The 25,764-nt window shown below is 45.3% G+C and carries 24 protein-coding genes; 13 read left to right on the top strand and 11 right to left on the bottom strand.

Annotated features, from left to right (window positions below):
- The first annotated feature begins 41 nt into the window (after positions 1-41).
- Entirely contained in the window at positions 42-2,141 is a 2,100-nt protein-coding gene (locus K0I73_RS18250) for a sensor histidine kinase (RefSeq protein ID WP_434086729.1), read from the top strand.
- Between the two features lie 216 nt (positions 2,142-2,357).
- Here the strand turns inward: K0I73_RS18250 and K0I73_RS18245 are convergent, their stop codons facing one another.
- Both K0I73_RS18245 and K0I73_RS18240 read right to left on the bottom strand, forming a co-directional pair.
- Positions 2,358-2,819: a GNAT family N-acetyltransferase gene (locus K0I73_RS18245; RefSeq protein WP_220062431.1), complete on the bottom strand. Its 462-nt coding sequence runs from the start codon at positions 2,817-2,819 to the stop codon at positions 2,358-2,360.
- 81 nt (positions 2,820-2,900) lie between these two features.
- Entirely contained in the window at positions 2,901-3,569 is a 669-nt protein-coding gene (locus K0I73_RS18240; RefSeq protein ID WP_220062430.1) for a 7-cyano-7-deazaguanine/7-aminomethyl-7-deazaguanine transporter, read from the bottom strand.
- A gap of 339 nt (positions 3,570-3,908) precedes the next feature.
- Here K0I73_RS18240 and K0I73_RS18235 point away from each other — a divergent pair, with 339 nt between their 5' ends.
- Positions 3,909-4,544, top strand: coding sequence for a substrate-binding periplasmic protein (locus K0I73_RS18235; RefSeq protein WP_258405237.1), 636 nt, complete (start codon positions 3,909-3,911; stop codon positions 4,542-4,544).
- 27 nt (positions 4,545-4,571) lie between these two features.
- On the opposite strand, the gene K0I73_RS18230 is transcribed toward K0I73_RS18235, so the two are convergent.
- Positions 4,572-5,930, bottom strand: a complete 1,359-nt coding sequence (locus K0I73_RS18230; protein ID WP_220062428.1) for an isochorismate synthase — start codon at positions 5,928-5,930, stop codon at positions 4,572-4,574.
- Positions 5,931-6,316: 386 nt separating this feature from the next.
- On the opposite strand from K0I73_RS18230, the gene K0I73_RS18225 reads away from it, so the two are divergent.
- The 8 genes from K0I73_RS18225 (at position 6,317) to K0I73_RS18190 (ending at position 13,870) form a co-directional block, all read left to right on the top strand.
- Positions 6,317-8,392, top strand: a complete 2,076-nt coding sequence (locus K0I73_RS18225; RefSeq protein ID WP_220062427.1) for a TonB-dependent receptor plug domain-containing protein — start codon at positions 6,317-6,319, stop codon at positions 8,390-8,392.
- 13 nt (positions 8,393-8,405) lie between these two features.
- Positions 8,406-9,794, top strand: a complete 1,389-nt coding sequence (locus K0I73_RS18220; RefSeq protein WP_220062426.1) for an ATP-binding cassette domain-containing protein — start codon at positions 8,406-8,408, stop codon at positions 9,792-9,794.
- Positions 9,784-10,467: an energy-coupling factor transporter transmembrane component T gene (locus K0I73_RS18215; RefSeq protein ID WP_258405236.1), complete on the top strand. Its 684-nt coding sequence runs from the start codon at positions 9,784-9,786 to the stop codon at positions 10,465-10,467. The genes K0I73_RS18220 and K0I73_RS18215 overlap by 11 nt, the downstream gene beginning before the upstream one ends.
- A 14-nt stretch (positions 10,468-10,481) precedes the next feature.
- Positions 10,482-11,021, top strand: coding sequence for a core component of ECF transporter (locus tag K0I73_RS18210; protein WP_220062425.1), 540 nt, complete (start codon positions 10,482-10,484; stop codon positions 11,019-11,021).
- The gene (locus K0I73_RS18205) at positions 11,021-11,779 is read left to right on the top strand and encodes a DNA-binding protein (RefSeq protein WP_220062424.1); all 759 of its coding nucleotides are present in this window, start codon (positions 11,021-11,023) and stop codon (positions 11,777-11,779) included. Before K0I73_RS18210 ends, K0I73_RS18205 begins: the two co-directional genes overlap by 1 nt.
- An 11-nt stretch (positions 11,780-11,790) precedes the next feature.
- Positions 11,791-11,997, top strand: a complete 207-nt coding sequence (locus K0I73_RS18200; protein WP_220062423.1) for a hypothetical protein — start codon at positions 11,791-11,793, stop codon at positions 11,995-11,997.
- A gap of 416 nt (positions 11,998-12,413) precedes the next feature.
- Positions 12,414-13,592: a cyclic di-GMP phosphodiesterase gene (locus K0I73_RS18195; protein WP_220064455.1), complete on the top strand. Its 1,179-nt coding sequence runs from the start codon at positions 12,414-12,416 to the stop codon at positions 13,590-13,592.
- Between the two features lie 116 nt (positions 13,593-13,708).
- The gene (locus tag K0I73_RS18190) at positions 13,709-13,870 is read left to right on the top strand and encodes a hypothetical protein (RefSeq protein ID WP_220062422.1); all 162 of its coding nucleotides are present in this window, start codon (positions 13,709-13,711) and stop codon (positions 13,868-13,870) included.
- On the opposite strand, the gene K0I73_RS18185 is transcribed toward K0I73_RS18190, so the two are convergent.
- From K0I73_RS18185 to rimK, 5 genes are all read right to left on the bottom strand, one after another.
- On the bottom strand, positions 13,844-14,791 hold the full coding sequence (locus K0I73_RS18185; protein WP_220062421.1) for a YeiH family protein: 948 nt from the start codon (positions 14,789-14,791) through the stop codon (positions 13,844-13,846). The two genes, K0I73_RS18190 and K0I73_RS18185, sit on opposite strands and share 27 nt — an antisense overlap.
- Positions 14,792-14,957: 166 nt before the next feature.
- Entirely contained in the window at positions 14,958-16,328 is a 1,371-nt protein-coding gene (locus K0I73_RS18180; protein ID WP_220062420.1) for a magnesium transporter, read from the bottom strand.
- Positions 16,329-16,415: 87 nt separating this feature from the next.
- Positions 16,416-16,844: an ATP-dependent zinc protease family protein gene (locus tag K0I73_RS18175; protein WP_220062419.1), complete on the bottom strand. Its 429-nt coding sequence runs from the start codon at positions 16,842-16,844 to the stop codon at positions 16,416-16,418.
- Between the two features lie 44 nt (positions 16,845-16,888).
- Entirely contained in the window at positions 16,889-17,911 is a 1,023-nt protein-coding gene (locus tag K0I73_RS18170) for a succinylglutamate desuccinylase/aspartoacylase family protein (protein ID WP_220062418.1), read from the bottom strand.
- Complete coding sequence (rimK, locus tag K0I73_RS18165) at positions 17,911-18,816, bottom strand: 30S ribosomal protein S6--L-glutamate ligase (RefSeq protein ID WP_220062417.1); 906 nt, start codon at positions 18,814-18,816, stop codon at positions 17,911-17,913. The genes K0I73_RS18170 and rimK overlap by 1 nt, the downstream gene beginning before the upstream one ends.
- Positions 18,817-19,595: 779 nt before the next feature.
- Between rimK and K0I73_RS18160 the strand changes: the two genes are divergently transcribed.
- Together K0I73_RS18160 and K0I73_RS18155 are read left to right on the top strand one after the other, a co-directional pair.
- Positions 19,596-19,952 (top strand): MerR family transcriptional regulator, encoded by a 357-nt coding sequence (locus K0I73_RS18160; protein ID WP_220062416.1) that lies wholly within the window; start codon positions 19,596-19,598, stop codon positions 19,950-19,952.
- Between the two features lie 57 nt (positions 19,953-20,009).
- Positions 20,010-20,399, top strand: coding sequence for a carboxymuconolactone decarboxylase family protein (locus K0I73_RS18155; protein ID WP_220062415.1), 390 nt, complete (start codon positions 20,010-20,012; stop codon positions 20,397-20,399).
- 187 nt (positions 20,400-20,586) lie between these two features.
- Here K0I73_RS18155 and gorA read toward each other — a convergent pair whose 3' ends face one another.
- The 3 genes from gorA to K0I73_RS18140 all read right to left on the bottom strand — a co-directional run bounded on the left by gorA (position 20,587) and on the right by K0I73_RS18140 (position 23,435).
- Positions 20,587-21,942, bottom strand: coding sequence for a glutathione-disulfide reductase (gene gorA / locus K0I73_RS18150; protein WP_220064454.1), 1,356 nt, complete (start codon positions 21,940-21,942; stop codon positions 20,587-20,589).
- Between the two features lie 133 nt (positions 21,943-22,075).
- On the bottom strand, positions 22,076-22,564 hold the full coding sequence (locus K0I73_RS18145) for a hypothetical protein (RefSeq protein WP_220062414.1): 489 nt from the start codon (positions 22,562-22,564) through the stop codon (positions 22,076-22,078).
- A gap of 91 nt (positions 22,565-22,655) precedes the next feature.
- Complete coding sequence (locus tag K0I73_RS18140) at positions 22,656-23,435, bottom strand: hypothetical protein (RefSeq protein ID WP_220062413.1); 780 nt, start codon at positions 23,433-23,435, stop codon at positions 22,656-22,658.
- Between the two features lie 269 nt (positions 23,436-23,704).
- Between K0I73_RS18140 and prlC the strand changes: the two genes are divergently transcribed.
- Positions 23,705-25,744 (top strand): oligopeptidase A, encoded by a 2,040-nt coding sequence (gene prlC / locus K0I73_RS18135; protein WP_220062412.1) that lies wholly within the window; start codon positions 23,705-23,707, stop codon positions 25,742-25,744.
- Positions 25,745-25,764: the final 20 nt, after the last annotated feature.

The following is a 25,764-nucleotide window of genomic DNA, read 5'->3' as shown; positions in this document are numbered from 1 at the left end:
TGTCATTCTTCTCGCGTATCTTGGGTATTAATTGGCAGCAGATGCGGGCTAAGGTGCGCTATCGCATCTTAATTCTGACTCTATTGCCTATTTTACTCACCCTAGTGAGCCTAGTCTTTATCACCATCTATTGGAATATCAGTTATACGGGTAAGCAGCTATTTATGAAGGTAAAGGCTGACTTAACCGTGGCTAGTAATACCCTTATTGCGGTGCAAGATAAGCAAGAGAGCCGGCTAGAATTGGTCAAGACCTCTTGGGAGTTTCAAAATGAATTTCGCAATATTGACACTGATACCAAAGCGGCACGGATTAAAATCACTGAACTTCTTGCGTCAAAGAAGAAACAGCTCAATCTGGATTTTTTGAGACTGGTTAGTGTCTCTGAAGCAGCTAGCGATCCCGATCTCAGGATGATGCTACCTAAAATCCATGAAAATGAAGCGGTATCTGGTTTGATGGTATTGGAGCCGCAACGATTAGCTAGGCTTGAGCCTAGGCTAGAACAAGAGGCGGTAATTAAGTTAGTCGATACTCCTCGTTCGCAAAAGCCAATTAAAGAGGTCGAGAAGCGCGGTATGTTGAGTCGCAGTCTGCTGCCTCTTCACAGTGATAATGGCAATTTGAGTTGGTATCTCGATGGTGGAATATTGCTCAATCGTGATATTCGAATTGTCGACCATATCCGAGATCTGGTGTACGACAAAGGGACCTTGCCAGAGCGATCCATTGGTACGGTCACCATTTTTCTCGATAACACTCGTATTAGTACTAATGTCCCCTTGCATTTTTTTCCTCAAGTTAGCGAGAAACAGGGGCGTGCTCTTGGCAGTTTGGTCTCAGAAGAGGTACGCCAGAAAGTATTGATGCAAGGGCTGATGTGGGTCGATAGAGCCTTTGTATACAACGATTGGTTTATCTCTGCTTATGCGCCGCTTAAAGATATTCGAGGTGAGCGCATTGGTATGATCTATACCGGGTTTTCGGAATCACCCTTTATCCACAACTATCTGCTTAATATTATCGAGCTCGGCACTATTTTAATGCTGGTGTTGTTGGTCTCGGGACTCTTAGTGTATCGCGGCGCTTACAGCTTATTGCAACCGATAGAGCGGATCCATCATGTGGTCAAAGCGGTGCAGTCGGGTCGCAACTTACGCATTGGTTCACTTGGGCTCGAGGAGGACAATGAGCTGTCTAATTTGGCTGAGCAGTTTGATCGCATGTTGGATCTACTGCAGCGGCGTAACTCTCAAATTCAGGCGGCTGCCGAGCAGTTAGAAGTTAAAGTTGAAGAACGAACCCGCAGCTTGCAGGAGAAAACAGAAGAGCTACAACGTAACGTCGCACTGCTAAACGAGACCCGTCAGCAGTTGGTTACCAACGAAAAACTCACCGCTCTTGGTGAGCTGACCGCGGGTATTGCCCATGAGATTAATAACCCGACGGCGGTGATTTTAGGCAACATGGAATTACTCAAGTTTGAGCTAGGTGACAAAGCTGAAGATGTGGAAGAGGAGATCGACATTGTTATTCAGCAGGTCGGCCGTATTAGTACCATTATCCGCAGTTTGCTGCAGTATAGTCGCCCTGGAGAGTTTAATGCGCCGCTGGAGATGCATCAGTTAACGCCTATCATAGAAGAGATGTTGATCTTGGTGCGCCATTCCATTCAAAAGCAAGAAGTGATACTCAATCAAGATCTCAATGCGAGCTATCCTATTGAGGTCAATCGTCCTCAATTGTTACAGGTGCTGATTAACCTAGTCGTTAACGCCGCGCATGCGATGGATGGTCAGGGACGGATCTGGATCCGAACTTATGATTGGGTACATAGAGGTGAACCTATTGGGGTTAAGATTGAGATTGAGGATGAGGGTAAAGGGATACCTGAAGAGCAACTCGGTCGTATTTTTGATCCTTTTTTCACTACGCGTAAAGATGGTACAGGCTTAGGGCTATCGCTAAGCTACGGGATTATTAAGCGTATAGGCGGAACTATCGAGGTGAGTTCAACCCTAGGCAAAGGCACTTTGTTTACAATTGGCCTGTATCACAAAGCCAAAGATGATCAATTTAATCCTCCCTATGAAGGCTTGCACTTTTCTAGCTCGATAGATAAGAAGGTTCGCAATGGATAAGTGCTCTAAATCAATGTCGGTTTAACAGGCAAAAAAAAGCCGGAATAAAGAGATTCCGGCCACAAAGAGTGTGTGAGCAATGTTGTGCTTGCGAACTCAAGGAGTGAAGCAGAGATGAAGTGCTTAACAAACTGAGTTTTGGAACGCACGTAAATAGTAATCATTATCATTTGTGTTGGCAAGGGTTTTAAGTGTAAAGATGGGCGCTTTTAATGATTAATTTATAGTTTTGTTTAAAATCAATTTGTTATCATTGATCTCTAATTCATGCTTTTGTAACCCTGAAATCTTATATCCTTGTTGAATAAGCATCTGCAACATTGCAGCAAAGCGATTGTAGGTCCTTACTTCCATTGTTTTAAACCCATTTTCTCTGGCCCAGCTCTCCTGATCGTTTAATAGGGCCTTGGCTAATCCAAGTTGCCTAAACTCAGGCAAAATAGCCCCAAGCCAGCTGTAGAACAAACCTGATTGTTCACTGTAACCAATCTTAAATCCGGCTAACTCACCTTCGATGCGAATGGTTTGAACTATCAAAGGTTTATTGTTAAGCCGTTGCAAATAGTCTTGAGCACTATAACGGCTATCAAATTCAGGTACTTGGTGGGTGAGCTTGATAATAGATTGAAGCAGTTCATCGCTAAGTTGGGTATGACGTTCGATAGTGGTGGTGTACATAGTCGCTCTCCAAACAACGACGCCATCAAGGCGGCACTCTGGCTGATTAAAAGTGCCGCGATGATATTACAAAACAACTGGTCAGGCCAGTGGGTCGTTCGTTTTTACTGGGTCGACGTGAAGGATACGCTCTTGTAGCACCTTCAATAGTACGCCGTAGGCGGGAAGGAACAGGCCTAAACTGACGATAAGTTTAAAGCTGTAGTCAACCGTCGCAATTTCTGGCCAGTTCATTGCCATAAATTCGTCTGTCGAAGCGTAAAAGGCCACGCTGAAAAATACCAGAGTATCGATGAGGTTGCCTATCACTGTCGATGCCGCTGGTGCTACCCACCACGCCCGAGCCGCTCTTAATTTGGCAAATACCGTAATATCCATTAGTTGACCAACGAAATAGGCGGCAAAGCTAGCGAAGGCGATACGAAATACAAAACTGTTAAATTCAGCCAGAGACTGGCCCCCCTGAAAGCTGCCTTGGTGGAAAAGAACGCCTATCAAATAGGAGATCACTAAAGCGGGGAGCATGGCTTTAAGGATGATCTGTCTGGCGTTTTGTTGGCCAAAAATTCTGACAGTAAGATCGGTTGCCAAATAAACAAATGGAAAGCTAAAAGCGCCCCATGTGGTATGGAAGCCAAATATCTGGAAAGGGAGTTGTACTAGGTAATTACTCGCCGAAATGATCAATATATGAAAGCTGACCAATAGCCATAAAGCACGCTGTGTCTGCGCTTGAGATAACATTAACATCTTGTGGCCTTTTTAGTGGTTAACGCGGGGTGAGGGAACCCGCTATAGGTGAATCGATACCATCCACAGCATCTAGCTCGGAGGGTGCTTAAAGTTTAGGGCGGGAGATTATAGAGAACCATTAAAAATGAGCAAGGATTATCTGCTATTTTTGTTAAAGTCTTACTTTAAATAGTGCTATCTATTTTCATAATGCAACCTAGACTTGCCTTATAAGGTTCTTTTTTACTGGAGCATTGAATGGTTTACCGATTTATATGGAGTTTATTATTGCTATGCTTGCTGTCGCTTAAGTTTGCGATTGCAGAGCCTATCAGCATCTCTATTGTAGGAGAGGAGATGACTGATTATACCAATAGGGATGGTAGTGGTTATTATTTAGACCTCGTTCGTCGTGTGTTTCCAGAGCCTGAGTTTCAACTAGAAGTTGACCTTGTACCTTTTGCCAGATCCCTCTATCTGGTGGAACAGAAACGAGCCGACATGGGTTTAGGGGTTTACTTAGGCGATGTGAATGTCTCCTATTATAGTCGTGAGCCTGTAGAAGTAGATAAAGTCGATGCTGCAGTTACCCCCGAATTGGCGGCGATGTGGAAAGATGTATCTAGTCTGAAACGGAAGAAAGTACAGGCGATGCTAGAGTACCGTTTCGATAGTTTTGTTAGTGTTCCCATGTATTATGAAGAGAGTAGTGACCTGTTACAGATGCTCAATCATGTCAATTCTGGTCGTATAGATGCGGTAATGGATTATAAAGATGAAATGGAGAAGCTAGCGACTAAGCTCTCTCATCCTCGTCAGTATGTGATCATCGAAAATGTGCTGAGCCCGGCAGTATATTTTGTGTTTCCGCAAACTCCCAAAGGTGAGCGACTTAAGGTGATATTTGATAGCAAGATGGATGAACTGATCCAGTCAGGAGAGATAGATAATATTTTTCATAAGTACATGCCTAATCGTAACCGTATCCAATAGGCTCAACAATCATCTACTGAAATATGCTTATACTTCGGTCAAGATCGATAGTATGGTGCGCAGCTTATTTTCTAGCTCATTCCACTCGGCATCGGCTTCTGAGCCCGATACAATCCCTGCTCCCGCAAATAAGTTAATTCTGCCAGGCTCAATTAGCGCGCTGCGTATTGCCACGGCAAACTCACTGTCGTACTTATTAAAGTAGCCACAAGCACCCGCATACCAGCCCCGAGTATAACCTTCTCGTTGCCTAATAAAGTTAATGGCTGACTCTTTAGGTAGGCCTCCTACTGCGGGAGTTGGGTGTAAGGCCTGGAGAATTTGAAAGTCATTCACCCCCGCTTTCAATTCAGCCCTAATGGAGCGGTGCAAATGCTGAATATGGCTAAGTTTAAAAATCTTAGGAAATTCATCGGCCCCCACATAATTACTCAGCGGCGTCAGCGCATCGACAATATGTTCACGAACGAGTTGGTTTTCATGGCTATTTTTTGTGTCGTCGAGTAGCTGCTGCGCCAACATAATATCTTCATCTTCATTCAGCCCTCTAGTGGTTGTTCCCGCTAGTGCCTCGGTAAAGAGTTCTCGCTGGCAGCGCCGATAGAGGCGCTCTGGCGTGCAGGAAATAAAGGCGCTGTCTGGACTGAACTGAAAACCAAATTGAAAACTGTTTTGATTACGACCTTGCCAGCTGGCAAGTAACATCCAAGGATCCACTCTTTCGTTGATTTCGAGTTGGGTCAATCGAGACAGTACGACCTTAGGCGTATCCTTAATAAACTTAGCTTGAGTGACTTGATTGACCAGCTCGCTCCAGCGCCTCTGATTAGGTCGATCACTGCGACTGAGCAAATTAATCTTGTTCGGTGGAGATAAGGGCGAAGGTGATAAAAGCTCTGCCAGTGCCTTAAGCGCTAATTGACGTTCAACTTCGATGTCATTGAACTCAATATTAAGGTTAATTAGCAGTTTATATTCGTTACCGCTTCGACGTAACTCGATACGAGGCAAGATGAAGTGCGCCCTGCCATACTCTGGCCAACACTCAGTATGGCGATCGAATGCGACTCCGCCGTAATAACGGATATCTTGATTGGTCGACAATGCTCTTTGTTGTTGATATGCGGCACAAAGCTGATTGTCATCGACGGCATCTTCAAAACTAAAGTCTTTACATGAACCTATCGCGGCGACCTCTTCTTGAGTATCGCGTCCTCTCCAATACACTCTAGGATAGCAAGATTGGCTTGCAAGCCAAGCAATCGTTGGCAATGGGCATACGGGCACCGAAAGCTGGATAATGGGTTCTCCATGTTGATGGATCTCTAATTTTTTCAGCTTATCGACTAAGGATTGTATTGCCTGCTGCGGTGAGGAAACGCTCAATAAATGCTCCAACGCTATCGAAAAATCTTGTTGTTCGTGGCGAGTAAGGCTTCATGCCCATTATGGATGAGACTTATTACTATTGGTAATAAGAATCTTTACCACAAACTAATGCGCCAGCAAAAAACTGTCAAGTTACAGCTTTTTAAGCTGTGAACTTGACCAAAAAATCGTTTTTTCTTTCGAATTATATCCTAGTCAAAATGTGAGTTATTTTGTCTTTTGATGTGCGCAGGCGGGACAAAATGTCCTTACTTGATATGTTCATTCACTGACGAAGTTCAAATTAGTCGATCTGGGTTGGTTTTTGTTTTTTACTTGCTTGTTTAGTCGGAGCCAAGGCAGAACAATGTTATCCATTGAGTACATAACAACATGAATGAACAATGAAATTGAAACAGAAAGCGATGAAGTTATCACTGGTTGCTATCGCAGTGGCTAGCAGTAATTGGGCGTTAGCTGATGATGTCGATAGGGCGCCAATTTTAGATGTTGCCGAAGTTATTGTGGTGACGGGTGAACAGCCTACTGCACAGCAGCAAACAACGACCTCTTGGACGATTAATGAAGATGAGATTAAAGCGCTAGGGGCGCAGAGTTTAGATCAGATCTTAAAAAATGCTCCAGGCGTCTATGTCAGAGTCGGTGGTCAAGGTACTCCTAGAGTCGATGTTCGAGGTTTTAAGGCTCGCCACGTTATTTATCTCATCAATGGTGTTCCTGCAAATGGTGCTGAAGATGGTCAGTTTGATCCTAGTGTCATACCTGCAAGCCAGATTGCCTCGATCACCATATCCGTAGGGCCGACTTCGGTGCTTTACGGACCCGGCGGAGCGGGTGGGGTGATCAATATTCGCACTAAAGAGGGGGATGATGCGCCCTTATTGTCAGGTCATTTAGAGGGCGCTGAACATGACACTTTCAATGGGGATGTTACCCTTGCTGGTGCTGGCGATAAATGGCAGGGATTGGTATCCGTTTCTAGTCAGAAAACCGATGGTTGGTCGGTCGCAGGTGATCAGCCTGATAATGCATTACAAGCAGGCGATACCCGTTTAAATTCCGACAAAGGCATAACAAGCTTGTTTGCACAGGGAACCTACTGGCTGTCAGATCGCACTCAATTTATGGCAAACCTGAGTTATCGTGAGGGCGATTGGGGTAAACCTGCTGTAGATGGTACGACCGATGCGAAGGCGAAGTTTGAGCGTGTCGATGATTATGATTCCCATACGGTTCAGCTAGGTATGGCGCATCAGTTTAATGACTTGATGACACTACGTGGTTTTATTTATCAAAATCAGAGTGATGTTTTAGAAAATCGTTATGTCGATGCTAGTTATAAAGTCTTGGAGCAGACCCAAGATGGTCGTTCGACCGTTAATGGTGGAAATGTACAGCTAATTACAGATTTTGCCGATGGCCAGCTGTTAACTGGGTCGGTTATTGCTGAGCGCCAAAGTTGGGAGTCGATTAGCGAGGCTGTGGATGATACCTCGGTCAACACTGGTGGTGGAAGCGGTTCCGGTTCTGGTAAAGGTTCTGGCGGCGGCAGCGGATCGGGTGGTGGCACAGGTTCTGGTGGTGGAAGTGGCTCTGGTGGCGGTTCTGCCAGCAGCGAAACCTTTGATGATGCATCATGGTTGTATACAGCCGCGGCGGAGTATCAATATCAGCAAGATGCGGTCGGACTCATTTTCGGTGGTGCATTACACCAACAAGAGCGAGTGGTAGATGATGAGTCTGATTACTCTGCCCAAGTCGCTGGTTATTGGCAGGTGTTAGATGATACCCGAGTCAACTTAGGCGTTGCTCGTAAGGTGCGTTTCCCATCGATGCGTAACTTATATTCTCTGTCATCGGGTAACGAAGGGCTAGAGGCGGAAACCTCGAAGCATCTTGAGTTGAGTCTAGCTCAAGGGCTAGGCAGTAATACAGATTTAAACATTGCAGGCTTTTATACGGATGCAAAAAACTATATCGCCAAGGATGTCGATGGTGTTTATCAAAACATGGGGCGTTATCAGTTTACGGGTGTCGATGTTGCACTGCATAACCGCAGTATCGATAAACTTGCAATTACCTTCGCCTACAGCTTCCTCGATACAGAGGATAAAGATGCGGCGCCAGGCCTGCAAACTCTCGAATATCGTCCGCGTCATCAATTTAGGTTGCAGGCTGATTATGAGTTGCCATTTGAGATGCGCATCAATATGAATATTGAGCATATTATGGGGCAAGTGTACCAGCAACAACAGAAGGTCGCCGGACAAAAGGTATTACTGGAGCAGGAGTTAGATGACTACACCTTAGTCGATCTCAATCTTATTCAACCTATTATGGGTGAGAGTCTGTCGCTCTATCTTAGAGCCACCAATTTACTCGATGAACACTATTACCAGAGTGAGGCATTACCTCAAGCAGGTAGGCAAGTCTTCTTCGGCGTGAATTGGCAGCTATAGCGCGATATTTATTATGCCGCTACTTCAATTGCGTCAAGTTAGTTTCAATTATCAAGCGGCGAGTTCATCGCTGTTTGATGATTTGGAGTTTACCTTAGCGCGAGGAGATTGCCAGCTGATTTATGGTTATACAGGTTCGGGTAAATCGAGCCTGATAAAATTGATCTTAGGGATCTTAGCGTCATCTGGTGAGCGGATCTGTGCACCCAATTTAAGCTTCGGTGTCGTTATGCAAGATCCCAACGTGCAGCTACTTAGGCAAACTTTGGGTGCAGAAGTGGCATTTGCATTGGAAAATTTAGGTGTCGATCCGGTGAAGATGCATGGTGAGGTGATCAAGGCACTCCGTCAGGTGGGGCTATTTATTAGCTTAGAAACGCCAGTGGTTCAACTCTCTTTGGGCCAACGTTATCGCTTGATGATTGCCGCTCAGCTGGTGCTACAACCCGATATTCTATTGCTTGATGAGCCCTGGGCACAGCTCGATAATCAAGGTGTGAGAGAGTTGTCGCATCTTATCGTTGAGCTAAAGTCTCAGGGAATGGCGATAGTCATAGTTGAACATCACAAGACCGCTTTTACCGCTTGTGCAACACATCGCTGGCAACTACAAAGTGGCAGCTTAATTCCCTACCAACAAGGAGAGGAACGCCAATCTCTTGCTATCGTCGATTCTCGTTTGGTGACAAAAGCGAGCGGCGCAAATATGCCGTTAATCTCGAGTCGTGGCTTTAAGCTGCGGTTTGGCAAAAAGAAGTTCCTACTGGAAACCGAGCAACTGATTCTGCATGCGGGTGAGATAGTCGGCTTAATTGGCGATAACGGTACAGGTAAAAGTACCTTGCTTAAGTGTTTGGCGGGTATTCAGGCCGATGTGGAACATCTCGATGTTAAGGTCTTAGGTAAGCGTCCTAAGCTTGGAATTTACGGACATTCCTTAGCATTACTGCATCAAAGACCGAGTAGGCAACTTTTTGAAACGACTGTGATAGAGGAGATGCAATTTAGCCTTAAGCGTTATGGTTTTCCTCTTGAGCGCGCCATTGATATGTTAGCTCGTTTAGGATTAACGACTTTAGCGGAGGAGTCACCACATAAGCTTTCCTATGGACAGCAGCATCTGATCGCACTAGCTTCGTTGGCATGTTTACAACCTCAGATTTTACTTCTGGATGACCCATTTGCTGGTTTAGATAATGCCAGCTTTGCCAAGGTTGCTCACCTTATTTTAGATCTCAGCCAACAAGGTACTGGTGTCGTGATAGCGAGCCACAGGCCATTGGGTCAATTTCCCTTAGATAAGATTTGGCATATTAGTCAGAAATGTCTGCAAACTTGCCTACCAGCTGAATTTGTCGATGATCACTATCGAGGTGATCAGGGTTATGCCCGTGTGGGTTAAACAGCGTCGCTCTCGTATGCCACTAGCCAATACCTGCTGTGTCGATAGCGGCTACTATCCCATTCGAAACCCTTTACTCTGTGCCGTTTGCATGCTGTTTTGCTTAAGTCTATCTAGTTGCGCCTTTTTTCTCGCCACTAAGTTGTTGCCGTCGATCATCTTAATTAATACGGTCTTGCTCATTCATGGATATTTTATGGGGGGCAAGTTCAGGGGATTGTTACTGCTGTTTAGTACTCAGCTGGTCTTTACCGTATCTTTGTATCTCTTGTTACATGACGTAGGGCGGGTGAGTGAGGGGGCGATGGCTGTGGTGAGGATCCTACTGGCTATCGTGCCAGGTTGGTGGTTATCTATGACTTGCGCACCACATCGCATTGGAGAGGTACTCAGTTGGTTTTTACCTCATAAATGGGCTTTTGTTATGGCGGCGAGTTTTAGTTTACTGCCCTATATGAGTCGTGAATTAAAAGAGATTTATCAGATGCAGGTGATGCGCGGAGCTCGTATAACCCCCAAGGATTTGTGTCGCCCTACAAATTGGAGTGAGCTTATCTATTGTGTGCTCTACCCCTTATTGATTTTGCTACTTAAGTTATCCAAACAGATGGCATTAGCTGCTCAGCTACGCCGTTTTGGTCAGCATAAAAAGCCGACACACTGGCCAGATTAGAGACGTTTTATAATATGAATAATAATGGTTTTACCCTTCAGGATGCCCTGTTCATTGGTTTCGGCGCCACTTTGTTGGTGGCCTTGAAAGGAGTGTTACGGCTTAAGTTAGGGCTCACTGGTCACTCAATGTTTTTGATGAGTTTCTTTTATCTGATCTGCTATGGCGCTGTGCAGAAGAGGGGCGCGATTAGCATTTGTGGGCTACTCGCTGGAATGATGGCGATGATGTTAAGCGTGGGCAAAGGCGGGCCGTTTATCTTGGTGAAGTTTGCGCTTCCAGCATTTGCCATGGATCTTTGTTTATTGGTACTACCAACAGTGATGGCGCTGAAATGGCGCTGTATTATTCTAGCCATAGTGGCCACGTTTGCATGGGCAAGCAAAGGATTCATTGAAGATCTTATAGTGGGATTCAGTATCCAGATTGCACTGCTGCACTTAGGTAAGAGTCTCCTTTTTGGCAGTTTTTTTGCCATATTAGGTGCAGTGCTCGTACCCCCAGTACTCAATCGCTTGAGAAGTCATGATCTATTAGATAGAGAGGAGCTGTAATGAGAGCAAATCAGCGGTTAAAGTCTTGGTTAGTGTGTATTGATGATACCGATGATATAGGTACCAAAGGCACGGGAGAGATTGCTCAGGAGCTCGCGGTATTGTTGTCACCAGAGCAGCGATTGAGTCGGTGTAGCTTTGTGACAAGACATCAACTCTTTGTCCATCCCGACATTCCTTACACCTCTCACAATAGTGCCATGTGCTTTCAGGTCAGGAGCTTATTGAGTGAAGAAGCAATAGTCGATATTGCCAAGGAGCATTTGATGCAAGAAAGTGCCCCTGCAGCCGATCCTGGGTTTGCGTTGTTAGATTTGCAAGCCGATATTGAACATCAGCAGCTAATCGATTTTGGCTTGCAAGCGAAGAAAGAGGTAAAAAATAAACCGCAAGCCTATGAGCTCGCTCAGCGCTTAGGTATTCACTTGTCAGAGCATGGTGGAACGGGTCAAGGCGTGATTGGCGCAATTGCAGGACTAGGACTACGACTCCATGGTAACGATGGTCGTATCAAGGGGCAGTTTAAACTCAAGGGATTAGACCAAGGAGGCGTTAATTTGTCGGTAGCAGATGTTGTTGAGCTGACCGGGGTTGATCGCGTCTTAGCCGATACTGGTGAATCATTATGTATTAAGACGCCGCTATTATTGTCGGGTAAAGTTAAAGCCGTATATCGCGATCATCAGGTCTCTCTGCTTGTTTATCAGCAAGATGGAGTTTGGCGAAATGCCCTCAAGCAGCACCTAAAACATTATTAGTTGAGGATAGTATGCAAACTTGGTTCAGTTTTAGAGATCAGCGTTGGCAGCTACCTGTTGAAGATGATGACTATTATCTGTCACGGCAGGCTGCGAAATCCTGTGCTAGTTTTATCGCCGATGATGAAGATGAGCAGGTGGATGATGTTGAATTGTCATGTGTAAATTGTGCCAATAGACGCTGGTTAATCAATGCGATTGAATGCACTGTGCTATGAGCCTCACAGCATAACGCCTTATACCAATCAGTATAAAGATCAGATGCGCTAAAATTCGCCTTTTAGGCGTTTTTTACCTGCCTACTTCTGCCTTGAATAGACTCACAAGGGAACAACCATTCTATCATCTATTCGCCTTGCATTAGTTGCCAAAAAAACCGCTGAGTAGATCACATTCTTATACTGATTGGTATTTCACTAGAGGCTGCTTTATAGCGCCTTGTTCTGACTAAACCATCTTACCCGCTACTTTTTAATACTTATCTGCAGAAGTGGCTTAAAGTTAGTGGTGATTTTTCCGCGGTGGGCATACTATTAGCGCTTTCATAAAGTGTGCTTTTTGTTAGGCGCGCTATGTTGTTATTCAGACTGGACTTGAAATGTCGGGAATGAATCCAAGGTGTTGAGTGAGTTATATGAATGACAGAGTCGGCGATACAACAGATTTGATTAAATTAGCTGTGCCACACTTACGTTTGGGGATGTTTGTGCAGGCGATTGATAGTCAAGGTCTGGTGAATATTACCAACCCAGGGCAGATCAAAAACCGAGAAACGATCAACAAACTGAGTAAAAATGGTATCAAATATGTTTGGGTCGATGTTGAGCGCTCTGCTGAAAGTTGTGGGTTAAGTAAAAAGCCAATAAAACCAGAAGTTAAAGTTAAAAAACTTAGCCGTGAGCAATCTCAAGATAAAGCCAAGCGCTTAATGGCTGAGGCCAAAGGGCTGGTGCAAAAAGTGTTGTCGGAAACCTTTGAAGGTAAGGCTATTGAAGTCGCGCCCTTTGAAGATTTAGCCGAGAACATGATCGAATCTGTGATGTTAGACGACGATGCTTTTAAGTGTATTTCGGCTCTTCGCTCTAAAGACGCCTATTTGTTAGAGCATTCAATCAATGTTGCCTTTTTGCTGGTGACCTTTGGTAAGTATCTTTCTCTCAAGCGCGATGTGTTAAAACACCTTGCTGTTGGCGGGATTTTGCATGACATTGGAAAGGTTAAAGTTGATAACAAGATACTGCATAAGCCTGGGCGGTTAACGCCTGAAGAGTTTGAGCATATGAAATTGCATCAGGTCTATGCCAAGGAGATTTTGACTGAAACTCCAGACTTGCCACAAATTAGCCGTGACGTCTGTTTGATGCACCATGAAAAGCTTGATGGTAAAGGTTATCCCAACGGGCTTAAGGGGGAACAACTGAGTCTGCATGGCAGAATGAGTTGCATCGTCGATATCTTTGACGCCTTGACTGCAACACGTTGTTACAAGGAGGCGATGAGTCCCGCCGCCGCGTTTAAAATACTGTTAAGCCTAACGCCCTTTCATCTCGACGAAAAGCTGGTATATGAGTTTATCCGCTGTGTTGGCGTTTACCCTGTTGGTTCGCTGGTGCAGTTGTCTGATGGACGCATAGGTATCGTATGGGACGCCAAAGGAAGAGACGCGCTGCACCCTATTTTAAAATGCTTCTATTCGATCAAACATAAACGCTATACCGAGGTCACTATGGTTGATCTGCTTAAAAGCGATGTAAATATTGAGCGAGGGATTTCACCGAGCTCCTTAGAAGTTGATCCGACGCCATTTTATTAGCAATAGTGCCTTAGCTGATTCCGCTATTTGTTAGTGAAAACGGATATTTGTCCATCGGGATTTAGCACTCAATAATAGCCACTCCAACTTAACGCCTAATCTATCAAGGAGGCGAAATGCAAAAGTGGCTTATTCTTTTATCTTGTGGCGTCTTCGTTGCTGCCTCTATGCTCACAACGGGCTTGGTACGTGCGTTAGTCGATCTTATTGCATTTGCGTCAATTTTGGGCTTAGTTTGGTCTATGCAAGATTCAACTAAAGTTAATAATATAGAGTAACGACCCCGCTCCTATCGAACCCCACAATAACAACCCTAATATCATAGGTTTTGCACCTGCTTGGCGCATTTTGCTAACAGTGATTCCCGCGCCGATCAGGAAGAGACAAAGGACCAAAGTACGTTTTGCTGCGCTAAAGATAACTTGATAGATATCATGTCCTTGCGGCAAGTAGTGCGCTACGGCAATGGCGACACAATAGAGCAGAATGAAATAGGGGACGGCAATTTTTCGACGGTCACCACCAAAGAGCAGAGCACTGATTAACGCCAGTGGTACGATCCAAAGCGCGCGTGCCAGTTTAATGGTTGTCGCGACAGTTAACGCCTCATCACCATAGGCTGAAGCTGCTCCGACCACAGAGGAAGTATCGTGGATGGCTATCGCACTCCAAATACCAAAGTGATATTGGCTCATCTCAAACAGATGTCCTAAGGCTGGGAATAAAAATAGGGCAATAGAGTTGAGTACAAATACCGTAGCCAGTGCGATCGCGGTTTGATGGCTATCTGCTTTAATTGCGGGTGAAACGGCCGCGATAGCGCTCCCTCCACAAATGGCGGTACCAGCCGAGATCATATGGCCCAGTTTGGCATCAATTTGGAACACTCGGCTCAGTAGCGTGCCCAGCAATAGGGTGAATACGATAGAGCCCAAGATCAAGGTGATATTGTCTGCACTGGCTTGCAGAGCGGCGTCGAGTTGAATCCCAAATCCCAATCCAATAATTGAGTAGGCTAGCAACTTCTTGGTGACCTTGCCTAGATCTATGGATTTAGGTACCAAACCTAAACTTGCCAAGGTAAAGCCCAACACCAAGGCGATAGGTGAAGAGATAATGGGGGTCAGGCTGATCAGTGCGCACAGGATGAAAACAAGCTGAGATGGATCAGATATGTTGGGTTTGAAAAAAGATCTCATCGGAAAATAATCGTGTCCTATTTTAAGAGTTTGGCAGTATAGCCTTGGCAAATCCTCTAATAAATTCAAGAACGCTTATCTAGAGATTAAATTTTTCTTATTCTAAAGCGAATGTTATGACCATGGGTTTCTTTGGCAAAGCGGCAGCATGATGCTGCCAGCTCGATTAAGAGAGTAGCAGTAAACTACCTAAACCTAAGAAGATAAAGAAACCGACCACATCGGTGACTGTCGTCAGAATAACTGATCCTGCAACGGCTGGATCTATTTTCATCTGTTTGAGTACAAAAGGGATCACCGTTCCCGATGATGCCGCAGCCAAACTATTAAAGACAATAGCAACAAAGATAATGCCGCCAAGGGGCACTGAATTGAACCAATAACTGACCACCAAGCCGATGAGCGCGCCTAACAATACACCGTTAAAGGCCGCAATTTTAAGCTCTTTATCCAGTAGCAGCTTCAAGTTACTGCGCTTCAAGTGATTAAGGGCAATACCACGTAATGCAACCGCTAAGGTTTGACTGCCTGCAATGCCGCCCATACTGGCGACGACGGGCATTAATATTGCCAGCGCCACAACCTGTTGTAGCGCCTCACCAAACAAGCCAATTACCCATGAAGCCAAAAAGGCGGTTAGCAAATTTGTGGTCAGCCAAATCGCGCGCATTCTGGCAGCGACAGAGACAGGGGTGAAGAGATCTTCTTCATCTTGCGCGGTATCAGAGGCTAGGACTTCGAGGCTTCGCTCTTTTAAGCGCTGCATTAAGGTCGAAGCGGCAATAGCCCCAATGATCTTGCCCTCTTTTTGGACAGGGTACCATGCGAAACCTGCGACAGGATTCAGGTGCTGAGCCGCTTTAGTAATATCTTGCTCATCCAATACAGGTTCAATGTCAGTGATGATCTCTGATAGTGATGTACTCGGCTCGACATGACGAAGTTGCTCTATCGTGCAGGCGCCTTGGTACTCGCCTTTTGCATCGACAGCATAGACAGCGACAAATTCTCGAGATGCGTGTTTACTTAAACGTTCCAATACGCGGCTCACTGGCGCTGTGGGACGTGAGCGCAAAATATCACTGTTAAGATAACGACCGACCGCCTCATCTTGATAGCTCAGTGCTTGCTGCATCTGCTCTGTGGTAAGCGATGCTTGCTGGTCGAGATAATCTTCGACCACTTCGTTAGGCAGTATTTCTGCAAAGGTTAGAATATCTAACTCGGAAATACGTTTTAGTAGGCCTTGCATCTGCTCGGCAGAGAGAAGATCTAAGACGTGACGAGCTGTTTCATAGTGCAGTAGATGCAGGATAGGCCAGCCACGGTCGACGGGGATCTTGCGACACAACAACGAACGATATTGATCTGTGACCGATTCTAATAGATGGGCAAGATCGGCATCGCTATATTCACTGATAAATGAGAGCGATACGGTTTCTTGTTTTTCAGGGTGACTGACAATGTCAATGACCCGAGAGAGTAAGTCATCTCTTACCTCTTCTTCGGTAAGAGGCTCATATTCAGGCATTGTCATGGAAATATCCTTATCTAAACGCGGTATCGGTTTTTATGGCGTCATTCTACAAGGGGGAGATAGTTTTACTAGCCGTTATTGAACGATTTATGTGCCATTAACCAGAAAACTTTCAGCCGGATCAACCAATACACGCTCACCCATTCCTTCACGACCAAGTAGCATTAAGTAGGTCATATCTTGACGATTACTTAAGGTTAATTCGATAGGCCATTGATTGTCACCTAATTGAAGGGTGGTTTGAATGACACAGCGTTGTTCAACTTCACCATTGGATGACTTGATGCGGCGTGAGTCAAATACGGGGGCCTTACAATGCACAGTTTGTTCTAAATTATAGATATCAGGGTGTAGGTCAAACTCCACATAGGGGCGGCCTTTCACCTTAATGCGCTTGAGGTTGTCGACATGCAAAGAGGAGGTTTTTGCTCCGGTATCTATACGTACTTGTAGATCATTAATCCCAAGATCGGGTAGGTTGCATGATTCTAAATTTCCGATGATGATTTTGTTCATTTTATTAAACCTAAAGATGACAAAGTTAACCGGTTAAGGTATCGCTATATTACAGGAGTTGCGATAGGCATAATTTGGTCGTTCATTATCTCAATGTGCTCGACCACTTCATCTGCAGCACTGCCAAAATAGGCAATATGAAACATAGCATCACCCTCTAGTACCAAGGGGATGTTTTGTTTGCCTATGACAATGCCCGCACGATTAGAGGTCACTTGTTGGATCAACTCACCCAAGGGGCTGTTGATCTCTGCAAGTACCTCACCTTTTTCAACATAAGCGCCGAGTTTGGCAAATTCACACACAAACCCGCTGGCGGCGGCGCGAGTCCAGTCACTGCGGTTGGCCACGAAGGGGGCGATTTTTTGCCTTAGTCGGCGTTTACGGATCACCCCTAACGAGGACAAGACATTGAGGATGCCACGCACCCCAGTTTGAATCGATAATTCGTCGAAGCGCAATGCCTCTCCCGCTTCATATAGCAGCACGCGAGCGCCGTTATTGACCGCCGCCTCTCTGAGCGAGCCGTCGCGAACATTAGCGTTTAACAACACGGGTACTCCAAATGCCTGAGCTAACGCTAAGGTATCGGCATCATCTAAATTGGCCCGAATCTGGGGCAGATTAGAGCGGTGTATAGCGCCAGTATGAAGATCGATACCGTAATCACAATGACGCACAATGCTATTAATAAAGGTATAGGCTACCCTGCCAGCGAGCGATCCCTTTTGAGAACCAGGAAAGCAGCGGTTAAGATCGCGTCTATCTGGCATGTAACGACTCTGATTGAGTACACCGTAAACATTGACCATAGGCACCAAAATAAGCGAGCCTGTGGTGAGTTTTATCTGTTGCTGGATTAGGCGCCGGATGATCTCAATACCATTGAGTTCATCACCATGAACCGCCGCGCTAATAAACACCGTAGGCCCAGGTTTCTTTGCCCGAATAACATGTACCGGAATTGACACCTGAGTATCCGTGTAGAGACTCGCTACAGGCAGTTCTAATTGACGTTGTTCACCGAGCAGGATATCAACCCCACCAATATTTAACGGTGTTTTCATTAACCTTTTCCACGAGTTTTGTTGGCGTTGGGCTTGGCATTCTTTTCGATAAAGCCATAAATCAGGCCGGCGACATCTTTACTTGTGGCTTGCTCAATTCCTTCTAATCCAGGAGAAGAGTTTACCTCCATAACCACTGGGCCATTGTTAGATTGTAAAATATCGACACCGCAAAGGTTTAATCCCATCGCTTTCGCCGCATTAAGCGCGGTAGCGCGCTCCTCTTTGCTTAGTTTGACTAGCTGAGCCACGCCACCACGGTGAAGGTTAGAGCGAAACTCCCCTTCAGCAGCCTGACGTTTCATTGCTGCAACGACTTTGTCGCCCACAACGAAGCAACGAATATCGGCACCGCCAGCTTCTTTAATAAACTCTTGTACCAAAATGTTAGCTTTTAAACCCATAAAGGCTTCGATTACGCTTTCTGCTGCCTTGTTGGTTTCTGCCAATACAACGCCAATTCCTTGAGTGCCTTCTAGTAGCTTTATCACCAGTGGTGCACCACCAACATTCTTAATTAAATCTTGGATCTTATCGGGTTTACTCGCAAAACCAGTACGAGGTAGGCCAATGCCCTTACGTGATAGCAGCTGTAGCGAACGCAGTTTGTCACGAGAGCGACTGATAGCTACCGATTCATTGACACAGAAAGTCCCCATCATCTCAAACTGGCGTACTACCGCAGTACCATAGAAGGTAATTGATGAACCAATACGAGGGATAACCGCATCATATTTAGGCAACACTTTACCCATGTAGCGCACGGTTGGGTTGCTGCTGGTGATATCCATGTAGCAGTGAAGCGTATCGATGATATCGACTTCATGTCCACGGGCTTCTCCCGCCTCTTTTAGGCGACGAGTTGAATAAAGATTTTCGTTACGAGACAAAATTGCGATACGCATGTCTGTATTCCTTAATATCTCCCTCGGTTAACTAAGGGATTAAAATATGCCACTTATCAGTAGCTAATAAAAAATTACCACGGCAATGCGTCTATTTGTCATTGGCCGAAATACTATCGATCCATAATTGGATAATTACTGTGATCTAACTATAGCCACAAATCATGACGGTCGTGATCAAGAGCAAATATTGCTCTTTTATATCATTCGATTGTCAAAGTTGATTGGCGTTTATCAAAATTAGGACGCGACCTTAGGGCGAAAATCGTGAAGTGAAAAGCTAATTATTTTTGTCGTCACAACAAGCTATTTTGCTTGTGAGAGCGTTTTGAAAATAAGTCATTGGAGAGCTCTTTACGGATCTCGATTTTCGTCAACTTAAAGGCGGCTATTTAGTCTTAAAATAGGCGCTGAGCATTCATTGCCGTTAGCAGTAATTATCGCTGAATGAACAGAAACACTAATGCAATAGGTATGATCTACCGTATCTGCTTTACTACCGATATGCAAATACCCAAACAATTGTAATTATTTGAGTTATTATCATATGTGATTCATTTCATTAGGCTTGACAATCAGGGCAACGTATAAGATTTGATTGATCTAGCCATACAATACAAGTAACGCTGTTGATTGGTAAATGTAGGCCTCTATTTTGAGTCATCATACTGTTTGCTCCTATGAGCACAGCTAAGGTTATTGACGTTTTTTAACGCACATCAATTTGTAACATCAATTTAAATTTCACAAGCAAGGCGCGTTGCTAGAGAGAGAAAATTATGAACATGAGAGAGTTCTCTAAATTAGCCGGACTATCACCTTATACACTGCGCTACTATGAGAAAATTGGCTTACTTCAACAGGTCCATCGTAATTCCAGCGGTCATCGAGACTATACAAACAAAGATTTGCAGTGGGTTGAATTTGTTACTCGCTTGAAGGACACGGGAATGCCGCTAGCTGAAATTCAGCAATACGCCACATTACGAGAACGTGGAACCAGTACAGTCTTGGCGCGCCAAACATTGCTAGAGCAGCATAAAGATAATTTGAAAGCGCATATTGAATTGCAGCAACAGCATTTGGCTATGTTAGAAGATAAAATTAATCTATATAAAGCCAATAAAGTGAGTTGACTTAGAGTTAACTCTAACCTGTAAGCTGTCACTTCCACCGTTATTGGGAGTGTATAAATGGAAGGCTCAAGATTTGTTTTAGGTTTAGAGCAACTGTCAAAAATTGATGGCGAAGTGGGTCATAAAGTCATTGAAAGTCTGCAAGATATCTGTCCTGATTTAGCTCGATTTACTATCGAATACCCGTTTGGGGATATCTATACTCGGCAAGCCTTAGACTTGAAGTCTAGAGAAATAGCGACGGTCGCCGCGCTTACTGCACTGGGTAACTGTCAGCCTCAACTTAAGGTGCATTTGAATGCGGCTTTGAATGTGGGTTGTAGCGAGGAGGAAATAAAGGAAGTGCTTTTGCAAATGTCTGTTTATGCAGGGTTTCCAGCGGCACTTAACGGGATGTTTGCTTTTAAAGAGGTCCTTCAGGAGCGAAAGGTTCCAGACCAAGTTTAATGCTAGTTAATATAAGTTGAGCAGCATCACCTGACTATAACGCTGAGCATTAGATTCTCTTTTTGCCGAGCAATAAACAGGTTATGCCGATGAGATGTATAACCTTTTTGTTCAATATTTGAGTGTAATATTCTTATACAGTAATGGTGCGTTGCTATTCCTGCCACGCACCACTATTTGCAGGCATTTATCTCATGGTAACAAACTCTTCGGCACCAGTGGGGTGGATAGCGACAACAGCATCGAAGTCGGCCTTGGTGGCGCCCATCTTCATGGCGACACCGAAGCCTTGTAGGATCTCATCCATGCCATAGCCGATACCGTGAATACCCACGACTTTTTCATTGTCGCCAGCGCAGATAAGTTTCATCTTGCACGCCTGACGGTGAGCGGTAACGGCGGTATACATAGAGGTAAAGCCAGAGGTGTAAACTTTAACGTTTGCTTCACCATATTGCTCAATGGCTTCAGGTTCGGTTAATCCCATAGTACCGATCGCTGGATGACTAAAGACCACTGTAGGAATTAGGCTGTAATCCATCTTGGCGTCAGTCATGCCGTTAAATAGACGTTCAGAGAGTAAACGACCCGCTTTAACTGCCACGGGTGTTAGCTCAACGCCGCCTTCGATAATATCGCCAACACAATAGATGCCTTTGGCTGTGGTATTTTGCTGTGCGTCCACCACTACGTAGCCTTTGTCGTTTAGCTTAACGTCGGTGTTTTCGATACCGATGTTATTCGTCGAAGGCTTACGGCCGATTGCCCAGATAAGAGTATCGACTTGATATTGCTCACCACTTTCAAGGGTCAGTGTTAGGCTGTCGTCATCATTTTTAAGCACAGATTGCGGCACGCTATGAGTATGCAGTGCAAGGCCGTCGCTCGCCATACTTTCCATTAAGGCTTCACTGAGCATAGGATCGAAGCTGCGTAGCGGCGCGTGTTTACGCACAAACAGGTGAGTTTCGCTGCCAAGGGCGTGCAGTACACCTGCAACCTCTACCGCAATATAACCAGCACCAACCACCGCTACACGCTTAGGTTGCTCGTTTAATGCAAAGAAGCCATCGGAATCTATGCCATATTCTGCGCCTGGAATATTAGGAATGGTGGGTGAACCGCCTGTTGCGATCAGAATATGATCGGCGCTGTAATGATCGCCATTGACTTCGATAGTATTGTTGTTGACGAAACGACCGTAGCCACGAACTAAGGTCACTCCGTTGCTTTCTAGGCCACGATCGTAAGAGCCATGGATGCGCTCGATATAGGCTTCACGGCTTTCAACTAGCTTGCTCCAGTCGAATTGATTGACCGAAACATCGAAGCCATAATCTTTTGCATATAGGTGCATGGCTTCGGCGACTTGAGCGCCATACCACATCACTTTTTTGGGAACACAGCCAACGTTGACACAAGTGCCGCCTAATGCTTTGGCTTCGATAAGTAGCACTTTTGCACCGCGCATTGCAGCGCGGTTGGCCGAAGCAATACCGCCACTACCAGCGCCTAAACAGATATAGTCAAAATGTTGAGCCATCATTTTCTCCAAATTCGAACGATTGCATATTGCGGTCATTGTAGGGGGAAACCTGTTGTCAAACCAGACCCTAGTTTTTTCGTATAGTGAAAGACCTGCTTGGGCGCTATTTGCTTTCAGTGAATCTATGTTGTTAACGCTTGTATTGGCACTTGTGATGATCGTTTTGATTCGGTCCTTCTGCGCCACATTTCATGCAAACCCATTCACTCTTGCGAGCCTTTAACTCTTCAGCCTGATAGCCAAATTGATGACTACGTTGCTTTTTAAGGCTTTTTTCTAGTTGTGTCATACGTTGATTTAGCCAGCGACAACTGGGATTGTCGGCGACGCTCTGCCTACTTGCGAGTTGCTGTTTTCGGCTAAGTCGATGGCTTTTTTTGCTGCTTTTCTTGGTGTTTTTCTGTGACGGCTTAATCGTTGGTTTTTGTCGAATTGGCTCTGAGGTGTAATGCAATGCGCTGCTGTGGTCTTTGGGGATTACAATGGGATTGCCATCGCTGTCGAGTGCGCTGTTGGCGGGCAGGGGGAGAGGCTCTGTGGGTTCGTTGGCAGCTATAGGTGAGATAAATACAACGGCGAAAAGGCTAATTAGTCTTAAGGTATTAATCATGGCAGACATTCCTTGTCCCTCCTGTTTGTAGAAGGCACTCCTTGCCCCCTTTCATCCTTAAAACTAGTTCAAGCTTGTGGGGCTTTCAATGTTATGCCCGTTAAAAGCTCCAGCTGATATGCACTCCAGCATAGGTCTGGTTCAGATTGGACTGGGAGTCGCTATTTTCTCGTTTGATATCTTCTTGGGCGATAGTGTGACTCAAATGCCCAGACAGCATCAACTGAGTGTTGAGCTGATATTGTGCCTCTAAACCAAATTGAAAATGGTTAGCCCCATCATGAGCTTCGGTAACATATTGAAAATCGAAAGCCTGTGTGATGTAGGGCGTTACTGTGATGCTGTCTGACAGTTCCCAGTTGCTGTGCAGGCTAGCTTCGACAAAATAGCCACCCGCTTCAGTCGAATAGGTATAGCCCAGTGACGGAGTAAGCCAGTCCAGCGCCGTATACTCAAGATAGGCGAAGAACTCATTGTCACTGCAACGATCATCGGCATAGGCTTCTATGCGTTGGTATCCGACGGCTCCAGCGAGGTTGTCACTGAGAGTGATGCCATATTCTAGTCCCAGATTCCATTCAATGTAATGCTCACTATCGGCGCGGCCCGATACCGCATACAGCGAAATATTTTCATACTGATAGACTGCGGTTGCCCAAAAGATCCCACCTTTGTCTAGGTTGTTTCGCCCCTCTGATATGTATCTGGAATCCCAACCAAGATCGAGCATGAACTCCGTAGCCGTAACCTCATTATTAGCGACAATTTGATTGAGATGAGCATCATCAATACTAATGTCTGATGCGAGGTCATCGGCAAAGAGGTAGCAACTGTTAAATAATAGGCTGGCCGTTAATGAAATGGCAGTGAGTCTGTTCATCGTTAGAAGAGATCTATTAAAATTTAGGTATTTTTGAATCATAGGCTCTACTTCATCTAACGCAAATGACAATGAGTTGTATTTGCGATCAGCTTGGCAATAACCATTTTGTACGTATTGAGTAAATAATTTTCTTGTAGTAGATCAAAGTATTTTAAACCGTAGCCTGTTAGCGCTTGTTTTATGATTGATTGCTATCTGTGGCTTGAATAGCTGGCTTTTAGCCCATATCTAGAGTCTATATCAATCGATTTATTGAGGAATGAAAGATGAGTAATCCTTTGCTAAGTGGTGCCGAACTACCGCCGTTTTCGCAAATAAAACCAGAGCATATTCAGCCAGCTGTCGAGCAGGGGATTGAAAATTGTCGCCGCAAAATCGATGAGGTGTTAGCAACTGGTGGTCCATATCATTGGGACAACTTCATTGCACCATTAGAGCAGGTTGATGATCAACTTAGTCAAATTTGGTCACCGGTATCACACATGAACTCAGTGCTCAGCACCGATGAATGGCGTGCGGCCCATGATGCTTGCTTGCCCCTGCTATCTGAGTATGGCACTTATGTCGGTCAGCATCAGGGGCTGTATGAAGCCTATAAGTCACTAAAGGCCAGTGAGGAGTTTGCGAGTTTAACCCAAGCCCAGCAGACGAGTATCGATCATAGTTTACGTGACTTCGAACTTTCAGGTATCGGATTGAGCGATGAAGATAAACAAACATACGGTAAACTGGTTAAACGTTTATCTGAGCTAACAAGTAGTTTCTCTAATCAGCTACTCGATGCGACACAAGCTTGGACTAAGTTGATCACCGATGAGTCAGAACTTGCTGGCTTGCCTGAGTCTGCGATCGCGGCAGCGAAAGCCATGGCGACGGCCAAAGAACAGCAAGGCTGGCTGTTTACGCTAGATTTCCCCTCTTATTTACCCGTAATGACCTATAGCGATAACCGAGAGTTGCGAGAGGAGTGTTACAGAGCCTTCGTTACTCGGGCGTCTGATCAAGGTCCAAATGCGGGTGAGTTCGATAATGGCCCCTTGATGGATGAGATCTTGGCGTTACGCCATGAACTTGCTCAGTTACTTGGGTTTGCCAGTTATGCCGATAAGTCGTTAGCGACTAAGATGGCGCAGTCGCCACAGCAAGTGCTCGATTTTTTAAATGAGCTAGCGGATCGCTCAAAAGCGCAAGGTGAGGCTGAATTAGCCGAACTAACAGAGTTTGCCAAACTGCAACATGGCGTAACTGAGTTGGCGCCTTGGGATCTCACTTATTATGCTGAAAAGCTTAAGCATCATAGATATGAGATCTCGCAGGAGCTGCTGCGTCCCTATTTTCCTGAAAATCGAGTTTTATCAGGCCTATTCTACACAGTGTCGCGCCTATTTGGTTTAACCATTGAAGAGCAAAGTAACGTCGATACTTGGCATAAAGATGTGCGTTTTTTCCATATTAAAGATGCTACAGGTGAACATAGAGGTAGCTTCTATCTCGATCTTTATGCAAGGGAAGGCAAGCGTGGCGGAGCTTGGATGGACGACTGCCGAGTGCGTCGTCAAACCGCTAACGGCTTGCAGCGTCCCGTTGCCTATTTAACCTGTAATTTCAATGCGCCTGTCGATGGTAAACCAGCATTATTTACCCATGATGAAGTCACCACGCTATTTCATGAGTTTGGCCACGGCATTCACCATATGTTGACTCAAATAGATGTCGCAGGAGTCTCTGGTATCAATGGTGTACCTTGGGATGCCGTAGAGCTACCAAGCCAGTTTATGGAAAACTGGTGTTATGAAGAGGAAGCGCTGGCTGAGATCTCTGGACACTTCGAAACGGGTGAGCCGCTACCTAAAGCGATGCTAGATAAGATGCTAGCCGCGAAGAACTTCCAGTCAGGTATGGTGATGTTACGTCAGCTGGAGTTTTCGCTGTTTGACTTTCGACTGCATCTGGAATATGACCCTGCTGAAGGGGCGCATATTCAGGCTAAGCTCGATGAGGTCAGAGAGCAAGTTGCCGTGGTTAAGGCGGCTGACTTTAATCGTTTCCAACATAGTTTTGCGCATATTTTTGCGGGTGGTTATGCCGCGGGTTATTACAGCTATAAATGGGCCGAAGTTCTGTCGGCAGACGCTTTCTCTCGTTTCGAGGAGGAAGGGATTTTCAATGCCGATACTGGGCGCAGCTTCCTGGAAAACATCCTCGAGATGGGCGGCAGCTTGGAACCTATGGAGTTGTTTAAACGATTCCGCGGCCGTGAGCCGCAGATAGACGCCTTGCTGAGACATTCGGGTATTCAGGGCTAATGCTTTAATCTGATTCGTCT

The sequence above is a fragment of the Shewanella mesophila genome (genome assembly GCF_019457515.1).
GTDB classification, from domain to species: Bacteria; Pseudomonadota; Gammaproteobacteria; order Enterobacterales; family Shewanellaceae; genus Shewanella; species Shewanella mesophila.
Note: the sequence above shows the minus strand (reverse complement) of the source record. Positions and strands in the feature narration are given on the sequence as shown.